Raw genomic sequence first — 17,853 nt, forward strand, 5'->3', positions numbered from 1 at the left:
CCTGAAAACCGATGAGGAAAAGAACGGTTTAAACATTTCACGCTGCAGAACATGTAAGCCCGGTTCAACCCTTAAAAACAAAACCGGTGGCTGGAGAAATTTCCGTCCTGTCTATATTTATGAAAAGTGCACCAAGTGCGGAATCTGTGAGATTGTGTGCCCTGACATGTCTGTCAAGCCAAGAGAAGACGGCTTTTTTGAGTATGATTATGATTACTGCAAAGGTTGCGGCATCTGTGCAAACGAATGTCCTGCAGATGCAATTGAAATGATCCTGGAGGAGAAATAATGATTGACCCGGCATATAAGGGAAAAATGGTGGTAGTGGAAGGCTCCTACGCTGTGGCCCATGCTGCAAAAATCTGCCGTCCAAACGTAATCTCAGCCTACCCGATTACTCCTCAGACACATATCGTTGAAGACCTGTCTCAGTTCATGGCAGATGGAGAAATCCCCAACTGTGAGTACATTAACGTAGAATCGGAATTCTCGGCAATCTCTGCCCTGATAGGAGCATCTGCAGTAGGCGCAAGAACCTATTCAGCCACTACTTCGCAAGGACTTCTGCTCATGCATGAGGCGCTTTTTAACGCTTCAGGAATGAGGCTCCCGATTATAATGACTGTGGCAAACAGGGCAGTTGGAGCTCCAATCAATATATGGAATGACCACCAGGACTCAATTTCCCAGAGAGACACAGGCTGGATTCAGCTCTATGTAGAAGACGTTCAGGAAGCTTCTGATACTCTTCCCCAGCTCTACAAGATTGCAGAAGATAGTGAGGTCATGATGCCAGGTATGGTCTGTATGGACGGTTTTATCCTGTCTCACGTTTACGAGCCTGTTGTCCTGCTTGAACAGGAACTGACAGACAATTTCCTCCCATCTTTCCAGCCTGAAAATGTCCTTGATCCTGAAGATCCCAAGACCTTCGGAGCTTTTGCAGCCCCGGATACCTATGAAGAATTCAGGTACCTGCAGGAACAGGCAATGCAGAAAGCTCTTCCGAAGATCGAAGCTGTCGCAAAGGAATTCGAAGAAGTCTTTGGCAGGTTCCATGGAGGGCTTGTTGACGGGTACAAACTCGATGACGCTGAAATTATAGTCATGTCCATGGGCTCTATTCTCGGAACTGTTAAGGATGTTGTTGACCAGTACAGGGCAAAAGGAGAAAAAATCGGCGTCTTGAAGGTCAGGTCCTTCAGGCCTTTCCCGGTCGAGCAGGTCCGCAAAGCTGTTAAGAACGCTCATGCAGTTGTCGTGCTTGACAAGAACATCTCAATAGGTACAAACGAAGGAGCTCTCTTTACCGAAACAAAGTCCTGCCTCTACAACAGCAAAATCCGCGTACCTATAATGGGTTACACTGTTGGACACGGAGGCCGTGATATCCGTGCAGAGAGCATAGTAAAGGTTATTGAGGAGACAAAGAAAGCTGCAAAATCCGGAATCACGGTTGAAAGCCGATTCCTGGATCTCAGGGAGGAGTTGCTATGAGTAAAGCTGCACCTAAAACATATATTGCTTCCGGGCACAGCGGCTGTGCAGGCTGTTGTGACGCCTTTGCTGCAAAGTTCACACTCATGGGCGCAGGCCCAAATTGTATTGTGGTTAACCCTACAGGCTGCCTTGAGGTGATGTCCACTCCTTTCCCGAATTCTTCCTGGCAGGTCCCGTGGATCCACTCCCTCTTTGAAAACGCAGGCGCAGTGGCTTCAGGTGTAGAAGCTGCCTTAAAAGCCCTTGGCAAAAAGAATGACACCAAGGTCGTATCAATAGGAGGCGATGGCTCTACTATGGACATAGGAATCGGTGCTCTTTCAGGTGCCTTTGAGCGCGGCCACGACTTCACCTATGTGTGTATGGACAACGAAGCCTACATGAACACTGGAATTCAGCGCAGTAGCGGGACTCCATTCGACGCCAGCACCACAACAAGTCCGGCCGGAAAAGTTTCCTTTGGAAACCCGCGCCCCAAAAAGGACATGCCTGCTATTATGGCAGCCCACGGTTCTCCGTATGTAGCCACAACCTCAATAGGCTACCCGAGAGACATGATGCGTAAAGTTAAGAAAGCCACAGAAATAGTGGGCCCGACTTACGTCCATGCCCATGCACCCTGTACAACAGGCTGGGGCTTTGACACATCCAAGACCCTGGAAGTTGCCAAACTAGCAGTCGAAACCTGCCTCTGGCCAATGTACGAAATGGAAAACGGAGAAATCACACAGGTCAGAAAGGTCAAGGACCCAAAACCAGTCGAGGATTACCTGAGAGTTCAGAAACGCTTCAAACACCTCTTCACAATGGAAGGCGGCGAAGAAGAAATCAAGAAAATCCAGGCAATGGCTGACTGGAATATAAAATACTACGGACTTCAGTAAAAACTGAAGTTTTACTTTTTTATTTTTATATCCTATTTTTAGTTAGTAATCTTTTTTCAATTTTGAGACTTAACATGATTGCGACAAAAATACAAAGTGAAGACTTAGATGAAAAACTAGATAAAAAAACTTAGATGAAAAAGATAAAGATCTGAAACTGGAAGACTTAGATCATAAAACAAAAAGAGAGACAAAGATACTGAGATAAATTATACTTTGAAAAGATCTAAAATTGAATAGGATAGGCATCTGTTTAGTAAATACAGTTTTTAAACGCCGTTTTTAATACTATTGTTCGAAGTTTCCTTTTTATGTCGTTTTTAGATATTTCGTTTTTCGAGTATGTTTTTAAGACATTGTTTTTCAAATACCGTTTTTAAGTCACTGTTTTTCAAATATATCGTTTTTTAAATTACCGTTTTTCAAATATATCGTTTTTTAGGCGGCCGTTTTTCACAGATGCCTTGCACGCCAAATATCTTTTCATAAATATAAGGCTACGTATGTACTGAAAATTGAATATAAATTTTCAGAGGTACTGCAAATTATCCATAAAGTTAAAGACAAAAATTAAATACTGAAGAGCGTTTCATACCTAAGAGATTTTTGTACCTAAGAAATTTTCATACCTTTTAGAGTTCTTTAACGATTTTTTTTGGCCCTCAAAAAGCTTTAGGTTTTGATTGACTTCAGTTATAAAAATTGGACTTGACAAAACTTCAATTATAAAACTTGTTTTACAAAACTTGAATTTCATGAACAGAACTTAGGTTTTATAAAGCATTAGATATCAGAAAAAAAGACTGTATAAAAGAAATAGGATAAAAAAGAATAAAAATGGAATAAAAATAAGCTGCGCCTGAGGGTTAAATATCGACTAAGGGCAGCTGTCTTCTGAGATCTGGCAAATAACCCTCTCTGTGCAGGGCAATCTTATAATCGCTTATTGATCTGCATACTTTCTGTGTGTATTTTATACAGTCAGTACCGACTTCCCCTTTAAACAGCAGCTTTTCTATCTTTTCTATGAATTCCGGATAGGTATATACAAGTTCTTCTCTGGTGTGCAGGAAGAGTGCTGTAAAATCTCTGTGGATACCCATGCTCCTTTTAAGCAGCTCAACATTGAGGTGATCTTCAGAGAGGTAGCTGTTGAATTTCACAAACGTGTAAAAGTCTGCGATATTCTGATTTAAGGAGTTTAGGATTGAATACAGCACATTATCTGTTTCCGGAAGAGGGATATCCGGAAGGTTGAGGTTTTCGCCGTTAAAAGTCTCGTTTTCTTCTATATTTTGATCCCGGGTTGTCTCACGGTCCATTTTATCACCCTGGTATGACGTTTTTATTTTATACTTATATTCTTAATATTGGGTTGACTGTTTCCGATTAATACTTGCAGAACTAGTCTTTTCCTTTTGAGGTGGCTTTAGGATACTCCCACTGGTACTATAGAGACGGCATAAGTGTCAGTTGAAGTGCATCCAAGTGATATCTGCCCTGTGCAGACTAACTTAACCTGTTGCAAGCGCATCACTTCCCCACTAGAAGTGGCTTTGCGGCGTTTAACGTGGAGTTTTGGACTCCATTTTTGGATTTTATTTTTGGATTTCGTTTTTTGAACTCCGTTTTTGAACTCTGTTTTTGATTTCCGTTTTTCCACCACTAATTCACTCCAGAGACGCTGATCTTGCAGCCATAATCCTGAAGTCATATAAAATAAACTTGATTTAACGATAGGCTTCTTGCATTTTACTATATATAAAATTATGTCTTAATAAAACTGACAAAATATAATTTTACAGAAACTTGCATTTGTTTCTGCCAGAAACTTGTTTAAATGTATTATATATTGAGTAATGCTAGAATATATATTTGAGCCTTTATATTAGGGACAAATATGTTATTGAATTCCGAAAGAAATCAGTTTTTGGTCTAAAATTAGTTTTCGAGCTTTTCGAGTTATAGTAGCGAGTTAAACTGCTAACCAGAGATGCTCGTGATGAGGGTACCTATAGGCTCAAAAGAAATTTTAAGTCTTTCAAACCTATCTACGCGTTTCTATCTACACGTTTTTAGCTCTTCAAAGCACGTCTGTCTTCGAGCATATCCATCCCGATAGCTACAACCCCGTATACGAGGCTTAATACCAGAATAATAGTTGCTCCCGACGGAACGTCCAGAGCATAAGAAAGACCTATTCCTGCGACACTTATCACGATCCCGAAGGCGGTTGAGATAAGCATCATTCGCTTCAGATTATGGGTAAATTTGCGGCTTAGAGAGGCAGGAATTGTTAGAAGAGCTATCACAAGGATAATGCCCACGACTTTGATAAGGACTACAATTGTAAGGGCAATAATACAGAGCAGGAAAAGGTAAAGTTTTTCGGTAGGAACGCCCTGTACAGTTGTGAACTCTTCGTCAAAACATAAAGCAAGGAATTCCTTATAGAATAAATAGACTGCACCCACTATGATGATATCAAGGGCCAGCATCAGGTAAAGATCCAAGCGGGGAACCGTAAGAATGTTTCCGAAAAGATAAGTCATCAGATCCGGGGCATACCCGGGAGTAAGGTAGACAAAAATAACTCCAAGAGCCATTCCGAGAGACCAGAGTATGCCTATTGCACTGTCTTCCGGAATTTTTGATTTCTTGCTTACGGTACCCATAACAAGTGCTGATAACAGGCTGAATGGAATAACCCCATACATCGGATTGATCCCTAGGTAGTACCCAAGTCCTACACCTCCGAAAGAAGCATGAGCAATTCCTCCACTTATGAAAACAATCTTTTTGACAACAACATAGGAACCTATTATTCCACAGGCAACACTTGCAAGGATTGCAGCTATAAGGGCGTTCTGGATAAAAGTATATTGAAGAAGATCAAACATTTTTCATTTCTCCTTGAGAGACTGTTTTTCGAACCTAATCCTTGATCTTCAGGAACTCCCTTTATGCCTCTCCAGCACTCTGTGGGGCACTCCATGAGCAATCAGTTCGACAGGGCACTGATAGGTGGCTTCCAGGTCCTCAACCGGGATTTCTTTCGAGTTATGATAGTGGAGCGTGCGGTTCAGGCAGGCTATCCTGTCCACATAGACAGAAACTGCACTGAGGTCGTGAGTGACCATAATAATTGCCATTTCCCGCTTGAGCCTATTCAGGAGCCGGTAGAGTTCATCCTGCATATGAGGATCAAGCCCGGAGTTAGGCTCATCAAGGAGCAGGAGTTTAGGATTTGTGGCAAGAGCCCGAGCAATAAAAACCCTCTGCCTCTGCCCACCCGAGAGCTGTCCTATCTGTCTATCTTTAAGCTGGAACATCTCTACTGTTTTCAGAGCTTCTTCAGCAGCTTTTTTGTCTTCCTCACTGTATTTTTTCAGAAAACCTGTATGGCTCATCCTGCCTGTAAGTACCACTTCCCAGACACTGATAGGGAAATCAAAATCAAAGCGTCTGTACTGAGGAACGTACCCTACAAGGTCTCTGCTTTTTTCCGGAGGCTTTCCAAAAATTTTCACGCTACCTTTATATGGCTTCAGGAGTCCGAGGAGCACTTTGAGGAATGTGGTTTTTCCTCCACCATTAGGTCCAATTATCCCGAGAAGCCCGTTAGGCTCTTTTAATTCCAGATTCACGGCCTCAAGGACTGTCTGGTTTCCGTAGCGGACCCAGACATCCTCTAGCTCTATAACCTTCTCCATTACCCTTCCTTCAGAATATCGTTTTTATCTTACCCCGAATTATGTTCTTTTTATATTTAGATATAGAACCTGATAACTTATTTTACACAAGATTTCTGGCAAAAATGTCGGATACATTATCCATGTTTTCAATATAATTCTTTGCAAGAGGATCAACAGCCACAACTTCGCCTCCAATTTCCTGAGCTAAAACCTCCGCACTCCGTGTGCTGAACTGAGACTGGACAAAGATAACTTTGACATTCTTTTCCTTTGCAAGATCCACGAGATTTGTCAGATCCTGAGCACTTGGCTCTTTTCCTTCAATTTCAACGGAAATCATATTAAGCCCGTATTCCGCGGCAAAATAGCCCCAGGAAGGATGGTAAACCATGAAATTACTTCCTTCTCTCCCTTCCAGCTTTTCCCTGATCCTTGCATCCAGAGCATCCAGCTCTTCAAGGTAAGCATCTCTATTCTGGGCATAGTAAGCTTCATTTTCTGGATCGAGTTCTACAAGTCCTTCATAAATTTCTTCAACCATTATCTTTGCGTTTGCAGGTGATGTCCAGATATGCGGGTCCAGTTCTTCGTGTTCATCGTGTTCTTCTTCCTCTTCTTCATGATGATGTTCCTCAAGCTCTCTCAATTCTAACCCTTCGGAACAATTTACAATAAGAGTACCACTATTCATTGTCTCGAATCTGTCAATCCAGACATCTTCGAAAGGCATGCCGACACCAACTGTCACGAACATACCGGCTTTGCTAATTTCCTGGACTTCTTTTGGAGAAAGTTCATATGTATGGGGATCTGCCCCCGGAGGAATTATGACAACGGTACTTACTTTATCTCCTCCGACTTTTTCTACGAACTCAGCCTGAGGAACAACGCTTACAGCAACCAGTATTGGCTCGTCAGTTTCTGACATTTCAGCTTCCTGCCCTGTACTCTCATTATTCCCTAAGTCTCCGGAATCTGTACAACCGCTAACAAAAATGCTAAGACCAACAATCAAAAGTAATAATACAGTTATAATTTTTAGTTTCATAGTTAAGCTCCTGTTTTTCATTTTCTCTCATTTTCATTCTCACTTTTACTTCGTTGTTTCAACCGGTTTCACTTCTGGAAGGGACTGAATACTTCTAATATGAGTAAGATAAGTTTGACATATATCCAAAAATAAAGTCAATTTATGAAATTGTTTGGTATAACTCCAAATTCATCTCAAAACTGGATTAAAGGTATCGTTCAGCTCTAAATCATGCAGGAGATTAATGATAATGTTCCTCGTGGAAGCATTTCTCGTGGCTTATTTCTCCGCATACACCGACCATTGGATGGCCCATTGAGTTGCAAATTTTGTTTACCGCATCCCTGGAAACAAAAGCTTCAAAACGAGAAACTTCGGCACATGCTTCCTCTGTCGAGAGGCCGTAGTGAGTAAAGAGAAGACTCAAAATCCTGTGTCTTCGGACAAGGAACTCTGCATAAGCTTTTCCCAGATCAGTCAGATCCACACCCCTATATGGAATATGGTTCAGATAGCCAGCATTTGCCAGTTCGTTTAATGTCTTGCTTGTTGTTGAAGGATCTACCTGCAGACAGGAGGAAATCTCAGTAGTTTTCACAGTGCCTTTTTTCTCGAAAATAAATTTGAGGTAATCTACCTTCCTAGGAGAGAGTTCAAGGCCTGTAAACTCAGGATAATTCTTCTCGTTCATGTAGAGAAATATAAAAAACTGGTATTTATTGTTTGTCATATTCCAAATTGAAAGCTGATATTTGGAGCACATACAAAAACCAATGTTTGTAGTATACCAAAATTGGAAAAAACCGTAATGAGAAACCAGTACATTCTATGGAAAAAAAGCCGGTAATACGAGAAAACGAATTGATAACTCAGTAGAAGAAAACATAAACTCCAGAGACCAGCAGAAAACTTACCACACCCATCAGAATGCCTCCAAGAGAGTATTTGACCTGAAAACCTCGGAGGGTTTAAGTTCTGCAAGTTCTCCAAAAATCCAGAAGAATGGATCATTGACGTGTGAAATCAGGAAAGTACCTGAGGCCATTGCAAGGATCAGAATTTCCGGAGGAAGCCCGAGTTCCGGAACCAGAGGAAGTAAAAGAGATGGTGCAACAAGCATTGTTACGACCCTTGACCCCTGCACAGTTTGAAGAGCTGCTGCAACAAGAAATGGCACAAGGATATGAGGAAGACTAAGCTGCAGGAAAAGCCTGTCAAGGGCTTCCCCTGCCCCTGTCATGGCAAGAGTTGCCCCAATAGCTCCTCCCCCGCACAGGTCGAACAGGACAACACCACTTCTCCTTACGGCTTTTTCGACCAGGGTTCTAACCATTCCAAATCCCAGCGTTCTGCTGGAAAAAAATAGAAAGAAGGACCCCTATAAGCAATGCGACATTAGGGTTTCCCAGAAAAGCAAATAAAGGGTGAGGGTGCTCAAAGCCAGCCTGAAACAGAATGAGAAGCAAAGGAAGAAAGGAGAAGTAAAGGAAGAAAGATCGGAGCATAAGCTTCAAATCTGCCTGGTTTTCCGGTTTCTCTACTTTTCACTGTGTCTTCTATCTGTACCTTATCATTTTTCTTCACTTCAATACCTTCAGCTCTGACAGCCTCAGCTTCAACAACCCTAGCTTCAACAGCCTTAGCTTCAACAACCTTAGTTTCAACAGCCTTTCTCTGTATTACTCCTGCCCCACTCTGTTGTGAAGTTTCTGCAACTTCTATAAATCCTGTTTCTGGAAATCCCATTTGAAACTTCCCCTGACTGTTATTTTTAAAAATTCTGGTAGTTTCAATCTTTTCTAATTTCCTGGCATAGAGATATCCTGCAGTAGAAGTGGGAACAGCAATAAGAAATCCTAGAATAATAAGCGTATCCTTATATGCTGAAAGCTCTTCTGCTGCCGATATAATCACAGGGGAAGGGTATACCAGATTAAATGAGGCAACAGCACCGAGTGCAAGTGCGGTTGCAGTGGAAATGGAGGGGTAATTGAGCCTGGAAGACAGTTCTTTTGCTATCGGGATAAAAATTACATAAGCAAGGATATAGCACATTGTTGGCACGGAAAAAAGGAAACCAAGAAGGCTCAGGGCAAGCAAAGGATTTTTGAAAAAGCGCATGATGTCAGAAGCTATTAAAGACATTCCCCCGGTCTTCTGGAGCAGAAGCCCGATAATACTTCCACTGGTGATAATAATAGCAAAACGAGAGAAGACGCTTCCCAGTCCCTGTGTTATTGCTTCGATATAAGCATGAGTTCTCCTGCGAGCACCCCTGTAAGAAGAGACACAAGAATAAGGCCAAGGAAAGGGTGCAACCTGAGTTTTGCTGTAAAAAGCAGTATGGTTACAAGGGCAAAAAGGAAAATAATGACAGGATGCATATGTTTCACTCTTTTGAAAGTATAAACAACAATGATTTATTGTCAATAAAAAATTTTCATTATTCAGATCTTACTCATAATCTTTCAGACATTTTCTTGAGTTTTCAAACTTTTTCCTCAGGAAGCTGTTCAAAAGAAGGAGATGAAGTGGAAGAAGATAGCTGATCCAGTTCATCAATCTCTTCTTCTCCAAGCACTCTTGCAAGGTTCAGGAGAATAAGAAGCCTGCCCCCTATTTTTCCGACTCCATTAAAGTATTTCGAATTAATCTTTGATTTAATCATGTCTGGAGTTGGTTCAATAGAAGAAAGGGATAATTTCAATATCCCACTTACGGAATTCACAAGCATTCCGATTGTTGTATCTCTAACTTCTACTATAATAATTCTGGACAGGCTGTCATTTTCTCTGGAGTTGAAACCAAGGCGCCGATTGAGATCTATTACTACGATGATTTTTCCTCGCAGGTTAATTAATCCCCTTACACATTCCGGAGCCTGAGGAACCCGGGTGATTTTTGAAAGCGGCATGATTTCGGAGACCTGCATGATATCGACCCCAAATTCTTCTCCTGACAATTCAAAAACTACGAGTTGAAACGATTCTTCGAAGGACGATGAACCTCTCTCTTCTTGTCTTTCCTCAAACATCTTAATTCCTCAGGACCAATTTAAGGATTTCAAGCAGCCATATTCAAGTAGAAATACTTTCTAACTCTCCTTTTGAATTGCCAAGCCTGAATTTTTCAGTAGCTTTTTTCATCTTTTCCCCAAGCAAAGAGAGATCATTTGCCATGCTGGCAAGTTCAGACATTGAGGCGCTCTGTTCTTCCAGGGCTGCGGCAGTTTCCTGAGTCCCCGTAGCGGACTGTTCCGATATAGAGGATATATCTTCCAGTGTAGAGGTAATTTCTTCAATGGACGCTGACTGCTCTTCTGTAGCAGCTGCAACATCTTCTATCATATTTGTGATTTCATTGATTGTTGAGACAATCCCGGTAACCATCTCGACCTCTTCACTGACTGATATCGAGCCGTTCTTCACATTCTTTTTACTTGCCTCTATGCTTTCCACTGTGTCGCTGATACTTTCCCTGATTTCATCGATTAGCCTGGAAATATTTTTAGCTGCAGTTCCGGACTCTTCGGCAAGTTTGCGGACCTCATCGGCTACAACAGAGAAACCTCTGCCATGTTCACCTGCCCGTGCGGCTTCAATTGCGGCATTCAATGCAAGCATATTGGTCTGGTCTGCGATTCTGGTTATCAGAGTTATAATTTCATTGATTTGTTGAGACTTCGAGTCGAGTTCCTTGATAACATTTTCAGTCTCATCAACGGAAGAACGGATAAGGTCCATCTTTAAAAGGACATCTCGGGAAACACTTCCGATATTGTGAACAGTGTCATTCACCAGATTTGTACTCTTAGAAACTTTCTGGGTATTATCCGCAACTTCCTGGATGTTATGGGTCATATCCTGCATTGCATGAGTTATATCAACGATTTTTGTGCTCTGCATCTCTGCTCCGTTAGAGATTTCAGCTGCGGTTTCTGAAATTCTTCTTGATGCAGATGCTACTTCTTCTGAAGAGGCAGACATTTCTTCCGAGAGTGTGGCAAGGTGCAATGAACCGTCCTGAATTTCTTTGATCAGGTTGCACAGGTTTTCAACCATTGCTTTAAAGGCCTCTGAGAGCTGGAAAATCTCACTTCTCGATGAACCTTTAATATCAACATTAAGGTTTCCTTCCGAAACCATATCAGCAGCTTCAAGCAATTCGTAGATGGGTTTTCTGTAAATGTTCAGAATCACAAAAACAAGTAAAGCGCCAATAAGCATTGAAAGGAAGCTTACCAGAAAGATCTTGTTTATGGAGTTCACAATCAGCGTATCCAGTTTGCCTTTCTGATCAGCACTGGCAGCTGCAGCTACCTCTCCAACCTGTGAAGCTATAGCTGTCATATTTTTCTCTTCAATCATTTTTCTTTCTTCAAGAACCTTAAACTGCTCAAAATCAGCCTGGAAATTCTCTGCACTTGTAAGTATTTCCTTTCCTGCGGCAATATTCTCAGGTCTTTCCATTCGCCCGTTTAAGTCTGTGGAAAGTTCAATGACATCTTCCATAAACGTATCGAAGTTATCTGCATACTGCTGGCCAGGATTCATGGCATAGTTTTGATACTCGTTTCTGGCTTTCATCGTCAATACAATAATCCTCTGAGCACTTTCGGCGTTGGAGAATTTTCTCTCGAGAGTTTCATTTGGATATCCGGCCTCAAATTCCTCCCTGTACTGAGTCATTTGATTTTTAGAAAGCTCATCTGCATTTGTTACTAGAGCCTCACTATCTATAGCCAGTTTATCTTTTACATCTGCCTGTTCTTTATCAGCTTCGATGTATTTGTCAAAAGCTTTCCGAAAATCGCTGGAAGATGCGAGAACGAGATCCATTCTGTCGCGGTTCACGGGGTCCAGGTAGCCTATGTATATTTCTTTGGATATTGCTGCCTGCGTGGGCACTTGATCAAGATAATAATAAACCTCTTCTTTGTGAGCAGGATCGCCGTGAATAATGTAACTTTCCTCAGCTTGCAGAGCTTCCTGCATGTTATTCATGATAAAAGTCATATTCTGGATAGCCCGGCTCTTTTTCTCGACTTCGTTCATACCTTGATAACCCGTATATCCCACAAAAAAGATCAAAACCAGGAGTAGGGCAAATCCTATCACCACATGCCCTATTTTTGTGCTTTTATACATCTATTTCACCCGTGCTTCCAGTTTCTTAGTCTCTTTAGCTCTTTCTATTTTGCAGCCTAATATAATCCACAGGCAATACCTGTCGAGGGACAGAAAAATATAAACGACATAAAGGTTTTTATCCAGATTTCCCAACCGGTATTTAATATAGATTATTTAAGAATTCATAAATTTTTTGATTCCTTAAAAGAGTAAGAACCTCAAATATTAGGAGAACCAAAAATTTTGCATCCATAGTGAATACTCCTTCAGGAAACATTACTCAGGAAAACTCAATGAAGAGAATTGGGTACTTTCAGAAACTCTTTGATTTGAGATCCGAAACTATCAAAATTTATGGGTTTGGAAAGGATAGCGTGACAACCGGCTTTAAGAAATTTCTGTTTACTTTCAGGATCGCAATGTCCTGTGACAGCGACCACTTTTATGTTTTGTGTATCAGGGTTGCACTTTATTCGCTGAAGCAGTTCAAGACCATGCATTTTTGGAAGTTCCATATCCATCAATACAAGATCAACTTTGACCTTGTTGAGAACTTCCAGAGCCTCAAAGCCGTTTTTTGCCTTCTTCGGATCATATCCGCAGGATTTCAGAAGATCAGCTTCAATAACAAGATTAAGCAGGTTATCCTCAACTATCAGGATTTCAGGCATTTGATCAGCTCCTGTACTTACTCGAGAGTTCTTTGAACGAGATTCTTTCAGAGATGTCGTTCTTAAGGGATTCTTTCAAAGATGTCGTTCTTAGAGGAGATACTTTTGGAAACGATTTTATAATCTGGAACAGATAAACGGCTTAAGGATATGATATCCTAATTATCTGAATAAACTATCTTACTCCGCTGGTAAAAATTCTATTCTATAATTTCTAAGTTTTTTATCATACACAAATTTCCTCTATGTTAGCATTTCAGGGTACAATGCGTAAGATTTAAAGGCAGATCGGTTGGAATTTGCAGGCTAGCGTTCAAACACGTACAACTAAATCTTAACACCAAATAGAGTGAGTTTAGTGACAAAAAGAAGACATTCAGTTCCCAGTGTTGATCCTTTACTTAACAATATATCGATAGCAGTAAATTTACCGACTTAGTAAAGATAATAAATTCCCGTCTGATATAAAGTTATTTATTAAGATTTATATTATTAATTTAATATATAAATAAGAGATGAATATTTACTTTGTTTATATATTTTGAGGAAAATTAAATTGTATATATTATACGAAAATTTATGCGAAAATAAAAATCTTCAAGCCTTTTGCATCCATCCTGGTTAGTGGCGTACTTTGATAGACTTAAAGAAAATTTTTTTAATAATTAATAAATTTTTAGGAACATTTGTTAACCTGCAAGAATGCCAAAATTAAGACAAGCTTTTACACAATTTGTTAAAGATAATTAAAAAAGTTTAATATAGCTGATCTTGCATATACTTTTTCACTTTAACAAGAAAGACTAGCGTGAGCAAGAAAACTTGCGTTAACCAATTACACTAACCTTAAGTGTACCTTCGCTAGAATTTCTTTACTTTCAGTTTCAGCGAAATTCTTCAGTAATTATCTCAATAAAAGTTTTTCAATAACCATCTCAAAAGGAATTTTTCGATAATCATCTATATGAATTTTTCAATAACTGTTTCAACATGACCTTCGGTTGCTATATAATCTTCGGTTAATATCACAATACCAGAGGCTAAAAGAAAAGAAACAAAACTACAAACCTGGCATGGTTATACGATTACTCTGAATCTAAGGATTTTCAAAAGATTAATGAGGCCAGAACAGCTCTAAAAAGCTTTTGATTTAAAATAGAAGGCAATACTGCCATAAAAGACATTTAAATCCAATAAAAATAAGGAAGGTATGTAAATGGCAAGAGTTATGATCGTGGACGATGCCGAATTTATGCGAATGATAATCAGAGACATCCTTCTAAAGCACGGACACGAGGTAGTTGCTGAGGTAGGGGACGGAGAAGAAGCAATTCAGACATACCTTGAGGTAAAACCTGACCTTGTATTAATGGATATAATAATGCCAGATATGGATGGCAAAGAGGCGTTGCAAAAACTTCTTTTAATGGACCCTGATGCGAAAGTAGTAATGTGTTCTTCTCTTGGGCAGCAGGCTCTGATAACCGAGTCTATTAAAATAGGTGCCATGGGTTTCATAATAAAACCTTTTGAGCCTGATGGCATGCTGGATGTAATTAAAAAAATTGCTGAACCTAATTAACAAAATCGGGCAGCAAGTCCAGAACTAAATGATTGGTTATCGGTATCACGTACTAATTCAATATCAAGTTACTGATGTCAATATCAAGTTAATGTTATCGTAATCAAGTTACTGGTATCATATTGATGGATAACATTTGAGTGTGAATAAATTAACCTGACCTCCAGTTAAGACAAAATGAATCGGATAAGTCAAATAAAAATAGATTTAAATGGATTTTAAGTAAAACAATTCAACAAAAAGTGCTTGTAGATGATTATCCGCGCCATAGTAGACGATTCTGCTTTGATTCGCAAAGTTCTTTCCGACATTCTGAACCGGGATCCAAAGATCAGTGTTATCGGAACTGCAGTCAACGGGAAGGAAGGTCTTGAAAAAGTCAAGAAACTTAGGCCTGACGTAGTACTTCTGGATAACATAATGCCTGTTCTTGACGGCCTTAAGACTCTTAACCATATTATGAAAGAATGTCCAACTCCTGTTATTATAATGTCGGCTCTGGGGGAAAGAGCTGAAGAGATTACCCTTACAGCTTTTGAGTATGGAGCAGTGGAAGTAATCGAAAAACCCTCAGGTATTCTCAGTCAGAACATGCCTGAGATGGCAGAGAAAATTTGCAGAAAAATCAGGACAGCCTCAAAAGCTAACTTAAAAAACCTGGAGCGTATGCGAGGTTTGGAGCCCTGAAACCAGGGAAAAAGTGAGAAAAAAGAGAGTTCTTGTAGTACAGCACATGCCTTCAGGTTTTACAGCATCTCTCTAAAGAACTTGATAAAAAGTCAGTTCTCAGAGTAAAAGAGGCACAGGAAGGAGATAGAGTGGAAGAAGGAACTGTGCTTATAGCTCCATAGCTTCGGGTAATTACCACATGGAAATTATACGAAATAAAGTAAACGGCCTTGAAGGAAAGGCAGTGCATTTATCTTGTGGCCCTAAAGAATTGGGATCCAGACCTTCAGCAAATGTTCTTTTCAGATCAGTTGCCCCGATTTACGGTTCCAGAGTTATTTCTCTTATTCTTACCGGAATGTACTACGACAGAGCGGATGGAGCTGAAGAGATTAAAAAGATGAGAGGCAAAATAATCGCTAGAAGCCCAAAGTTCATTTGTGGTATATGGAATGCCTGGAGAGATTGTAAGACAAAACCTGGCAGATATCGTGCTCCCGGATAAAATGGCTGAAGAAATTATCAGAATGATTGTATCAGAATGATTGAACAAACTTATGAAAACAACTGAATGAAGTTTAAAGTAGAATAATCTAATAATTTCTTATTCACCGGAAATTCAGGCAATTTTCAGGACTATAAAAGGCAGGCAAAATCATGGATATGTCAAAATATACGGGCATTTTCAGGTCCGAATCTGAAAAAAACATTAAGGAAATGAGTGATTCCCTGCTATCGCTTGAACAGGATCCTGAAAACGCGGAACAGATAAATGTACTATTCCGTGCAGCTCATACTTTCAAAGGCATGGCTGCAACCATGGGATTCAAGCAAATTGTCGAACTAACACATGAGATGGAAAGCCTGATTGATAGATTCCGTACAGGAAAGCTAACCCTTGATTCTTTTTTAATTGATATTCTTTTAGAATGTTTGGACTCTCTGGAAGGACTTGTTGACAATGTTTGCACAGGCCTGGAAAACAAAATAGAAAAAATAGAAGAGAGAAAAAACGATGTAAATGAAGGTAATAATTCCTATCCTGATGCCGAAAAGATTCTGAAAACTCTCAGAAATATAAATGCTCCTTCAGAAGATATCCCTCGAAAAAATGAATCCAATACCTTTTCTACAAATAAAAAGAGGAGAGAAGAAGAAGGAAAAGAAAGATTCGAAAAAGAGGAAGAGGAAAGAAGAGAGAAAGAAGAAAGTAGAAGAGAGGAGAAAAAGGAGAGAGAGGAAAGAAAAGAGAGAGAGGAGAGGAAAAAAGAGGAGGAAAAGGAGGGAAAGGAAGAAAGAGAAAGAAGAGAGGAGAAAAAAGAAGAAAGAAAGGAGAAAGGAGAAGAAAGAAAGGAGAAAGGAGAAGAAAGAAAGGAGAAAGGAGAAAAAGAAAAGGAATCCGAAAGCATAAATGAAGAACGAAAAGAAAATGAAAGCTTTACTTATTATGAGCTGGGTTTCAGAGTAAAAGAGATGCAAGGCTCAATAATGCAGAGTTCAAAGGCACAGAGCTCAAAGACACAGGGCTTAAAAATACAAGGTCCAAAGATACAGAGTTCAAGGATTAGCACGGAACAACTAGATAAACTGATGAATCTTGTTGGCGAACTCGTAATCAATAGAAGCAGAGTAAAAGAGCTTACAGGAGAAGCGAAATCAAAAGATCTGGAGTTTGCACTCTCCGATTATCAGAAGCTGACCAGAGAACTTCAGGAAGAAGTATTAGAAATAAGAATGGTTCCTCTGGATCATATAACCAATATGTATCCAAGAATGATAAGGGATCTTTCAAGAGCACAAAATAAGAAAATTGACTTTATAATAAGGGGAAAAGAAATCAAGCTCGATAGGGCTATTATGGAGGAGATTGGAGACCCTCTGGTGCACCTGTTAAGAAATGCAGTGGACCATGGAATAGAGACTCCCGAAAAGCGCGTTGAACTCGGGAAAGAGAAAACCGGCACTATAATGATCACAGCTTCAAGGCAGCAAAACTACGTTCTTATTGAAATAGAAGATGATGGAAGAGGAATGGATACAGAGGAGATCCGGAAAACTGCACTGAAGAAAGGACTCATTTCAAGGGAAGAAGCTGAACAGTTTTCGGAAAGAGAATCAATACAGCTAATCTTTGAACCAGGGTTCAGTACTGCCAGTGTGATTACGGATCTTTCAGGCAGAGGAGTCGGAATGGATATTGTAAAGAACCGAATCGAACGTCTTGGCGGTTCCGTAAAAGTAGAATCAAAACTCGGATTTGGCTCAAAGTTTGAATTTAGACTGCCTATAACAATCGCTCTTTATCAAGCTATGCTTGTAAAGGTCGGAATGGAAAGATATGCGATTCCTTTTACCAGTATAGTAAAAAGTATTTCAATCAGGAAAGAAGAAGTCCGGTACATCAGGAATGAAGAGATTATTTTCATAAATGAAAAAGCACTTCCTCTGCTGAGATTGCGTAAATTGTTTCAATTGCCTGCTGCCCAGAAAGAAGAAAGCCTGGTTGTTATTATAGTTGAAAAATCCGGACAATATATAGGGCTTGTTGTAGATGCACTGCTTGGAAAGCAGGAAGTAATTATAAAAAACTTCAAAAGCAGGCTGTTAGAAAAAACTCGGGGGTTCGCAGGAGCAACGATCATGGGAGATGGGAATGTCATTTTAATCCTTGACGTTAACTCCATAATCTGAAA

19 protein-coding genes and 1 pseudogene are annotated in these 17,853 nt (G+C 40.1%); 8 read left to right on the forward strand and 12 right to left on the reverse strand.

Annotated features, from left to right (window positions below):
* The first annotated feature begins 1 nt into the window (after position 1).
* From porD to porB, 3 genes are read left to right on the forward strand one after another with little or no spacing between them, the layout of a single operon-like run.
* Positions 2-289, forward strand: coding sequence for a pyruvate synthase subunit PorD (gene porD, locus MSHOH_RS21685; RefSeq protein ID WP_239451409.1), 288 nt, complete (start codon positions 2-4; stop codon positions 287-289).
* Positions 289-1,497 (forward strand): pyruvate synthase subunit PorA, encoded by a 1,209-nt coding sequence (porA, locus tag MSHOH_RS21690; protein WP_048142875.1) that lies wholly within the window; start codon positions 289-291, stop codon positions 1,495-1,497. Before porD ends, porA begins: the two co-directional genes overlap by 1 nt.
* Entirely contained in the window at positions 1,494-2,384 is an 891-nt protein-coding gene (gene porB / locus MSHOH_RS21695) for a pyruvate synthase subunit PorB (protein WP_048142877.1), read from the forward strand. Before porA ends, porB begins: the two co-directional genes overlap by 4 nt.
* 866 nt (positions 2,385-3,250) lie before the next feature.
* Here the strand turns inward: porB and MSHOH_RS21700 are convergent.
* The 12 genes from MSHOH_RS21700 to MSHOH_RS21745 all read right to left on the reverse strand — a co-directional run bounded on the left by MSHOH_RS21700 (position 3,251) and on the right by MSHOH_RS21745 (position 12,909).
* Positions 3,251-3,706, reverse strand: a complete 456-nt coding sequence (locus MSHOH_RS21700) for a hypothetical protein (RefSeq protein ID WP_048142879.1) — start codon at positions 3,704-3,706, stop codon at positions 3,251-3,253.
* A 107-nt stretch (positions 3,707-3,813) separates the two neighbouring features.
* Positions 3,814-4,047, reverse strand: a complete 234-nt coding sequence (locus tag MSHOH_RS24455; protein WP_162197674.1) for a hypothetical protein — start codon at positions 4,045-4,047, stop codon at positions 3,814-3,816.
* Positions 4,048-4,459: 412 nt separating this feature from the next.
* Positions 4,460-5,284: a metal ABC transporter permease gene (locus tag MSHOH_RS21710; RefSeq protein WP_048142884.1), complete on the reverse strand. Its 825-nt coding sequence runs from the start codon at positions 5,282-5,284 to the stop codon at positions 4,460-4,462.
* A gap of 48 nt (positions 5,285-5,332) precedes the next feature.
* Positions 5,333-6,097 (reverse strand): metal ABC transporter ATP-binding protein, encoded by a 765-nt coding sequence (locus MSHOH_RS21715; RefSeq protein ID WP_048142886.1) that lies wholly within the window; start codon positions 6,095-6,097, stop codon positions 5,333-5,335.
* Between the two features lie 82 nt (positions 6,098-6,179).
* On the reverse strand, positions 6,180-7,127 hold the full coding sequence (locus MSHOH_RS21720) for a metal ABC transporter solute-binding protein, Zn/Mn family (RefSeq protein WP_048142887.1): 948 nt from the start codon (positions 7,125-7,127) through the stop codon (positions 6,180-6,182).
* Positions 7,128-7,350: 223 nt separating this feature from the next.
* A complete protein-coding gene (locus MSHOH_RS21725; RefSeq protein WP_048143780.1) occupies positions 7,351-7,800 on the reverse strand; it encodes a metal-dependent transcriptional regulator in 450 nt (149 codons plus the stop codon).
* Between the two features lie 231 nt (positions 7,801-8,031).
* On the reverse strand, positions 8,032-8,442 hold the full coding sequence (locus MSHOH_RS25470) for a GntT/GntP/DsdX family permease (protein WP_239451105.1): 411 nt from the start codon (positions 8,440-8,442) through the stop codon (positions 8,032-8,034).
* Between the two features lie 101 nt (positions 8,443-8,543).
* Positions 8,544-9,356, reverse strand: a complete 813-nt coding sequence (locus MSHOH_RS25475) for a GntT/GntP/DsdX family permease (protein WP_239451410.1) — start codon at positions 9,354-9,356, stop codon at positions 8,544-8,546.
* Entirely contained in the window at positions 9,344-9,493 is a 150-nt protein-coding gene (locus MSHOH_RS25480) for a hypothetical protein (protein ID WP_239451412.1), read from the reverse strand. The genes MSHOH_RS25475 and MSHOH_RS25480 overlap by 13 nt, the downstream gene beginning before the upstream one ends.
* Positions 9,494-9,597: 104 nt before the next feature.
* Complete coding sequence (locus MSHOH_RS21735) at positions 9,598-10,143, reverse strand: chemotaxis protein CheW (protein ID WP_048142889.1); 546 nt, start codon at positions 10,141-10,143, stop codon at positions 9,598-9,600.
* A 43-nt stretch (positions 10,144-10,186) separates the two neighbouring features.
* Positions 10,187-12,256: a methyl-accepting chemotaxis protein gene (locus MSHOH_RS21740; RefSeq protein WP_048142891.1), complete on the reverse strand. Its 2,070-nt coding sequence runs from the start codon at positions 12,254-12,256 to the stop codon at positions 10,187-10,189.
* A gap of 272 nt (positions 12,257-12,528) precedes the next feature.
* A complete protein-coding gene (locus MSHOH_RS21745; protein ID WP_048142894.1) occupies positions 12,529-12,909 on the reverse strand; it encodes a response regulator in 381 nt (126 codons plus the stop codon).
* Between the two features lie 1,216 nt (positions 12,910-14,125).
* Here MSHOH_RS21745 and MSHOH_RS21750 point away from each other — a divergent pair.
* From MSHOH_RS21750 to MSHOH_RS21760, 5 genes and pseudogenes are all read left to right on the forward strand, one after another.
* Entirely contained in the window at positions 14,126-14,491 is a 366-nt protein-coding gene (locus tag MSHOH_RS21750; RefSeq protein WP_048142895.1) for a response regulator, read from the forward strand.
* A 252-nt stretch (positions 14,492-14,743) separates the two neighbouring features.
* Positions 14,744-15,178, forward strand: coding sequence for a response regulator (locus MSHOH_RS25485; protein ID WP_239451107.1), 435 nt, complete (start codon positions 14,744-14,746; stop codon positions 15,176-15,178).
* A gap of 104 nt (positions 15,179-15,282) precedes the next feature.
* A pseudogene (locus tag MSHOH_RS25800) lies at positions 15,283-15,342 on the forward strand (hypothetical protein); the annotation flags it as partial.
* 17 nt (positions 15,343-15,359) lie between these two features.
* Complete coding sequence (locus tag MSHOH_RS25490) at positions 15,360-15,665, forward strand: chemotaxis protein CheB (RefSeq protein WP_275425543.1); 306 nt, start codon at positions 15,360-15,362, stop codon at positions 15,663-15,665.
* A 152-nt stretch (positions 15,666-15,817) separates the two neighbouring features.
* Positions 15,818-17,851 (forward strand): chemotaxis protein CheA, encoded by a 2,034-nt coding sequence (locus tag MSHOH_RS21760; RefSeq protein ID WP_048142898.1) that lies wholly within the window; start codon positions 15,818-15,820, stop codon positions 17,849-17,851.
* Positions 17,852-17,853: the final 2 nt, after the last annotated feature.

Source organism: Methanosarcina horonobensis HB-1 = JCM 15518 (assembly GCF_000970285.1).
GTDB classification, from domain to species: Archaea; Halobacteriota; Methanosarcinia; order Methanosarcinales; family Methanosarcinaceae; genus Methanosarcina; species Methanosarcina horonobensis.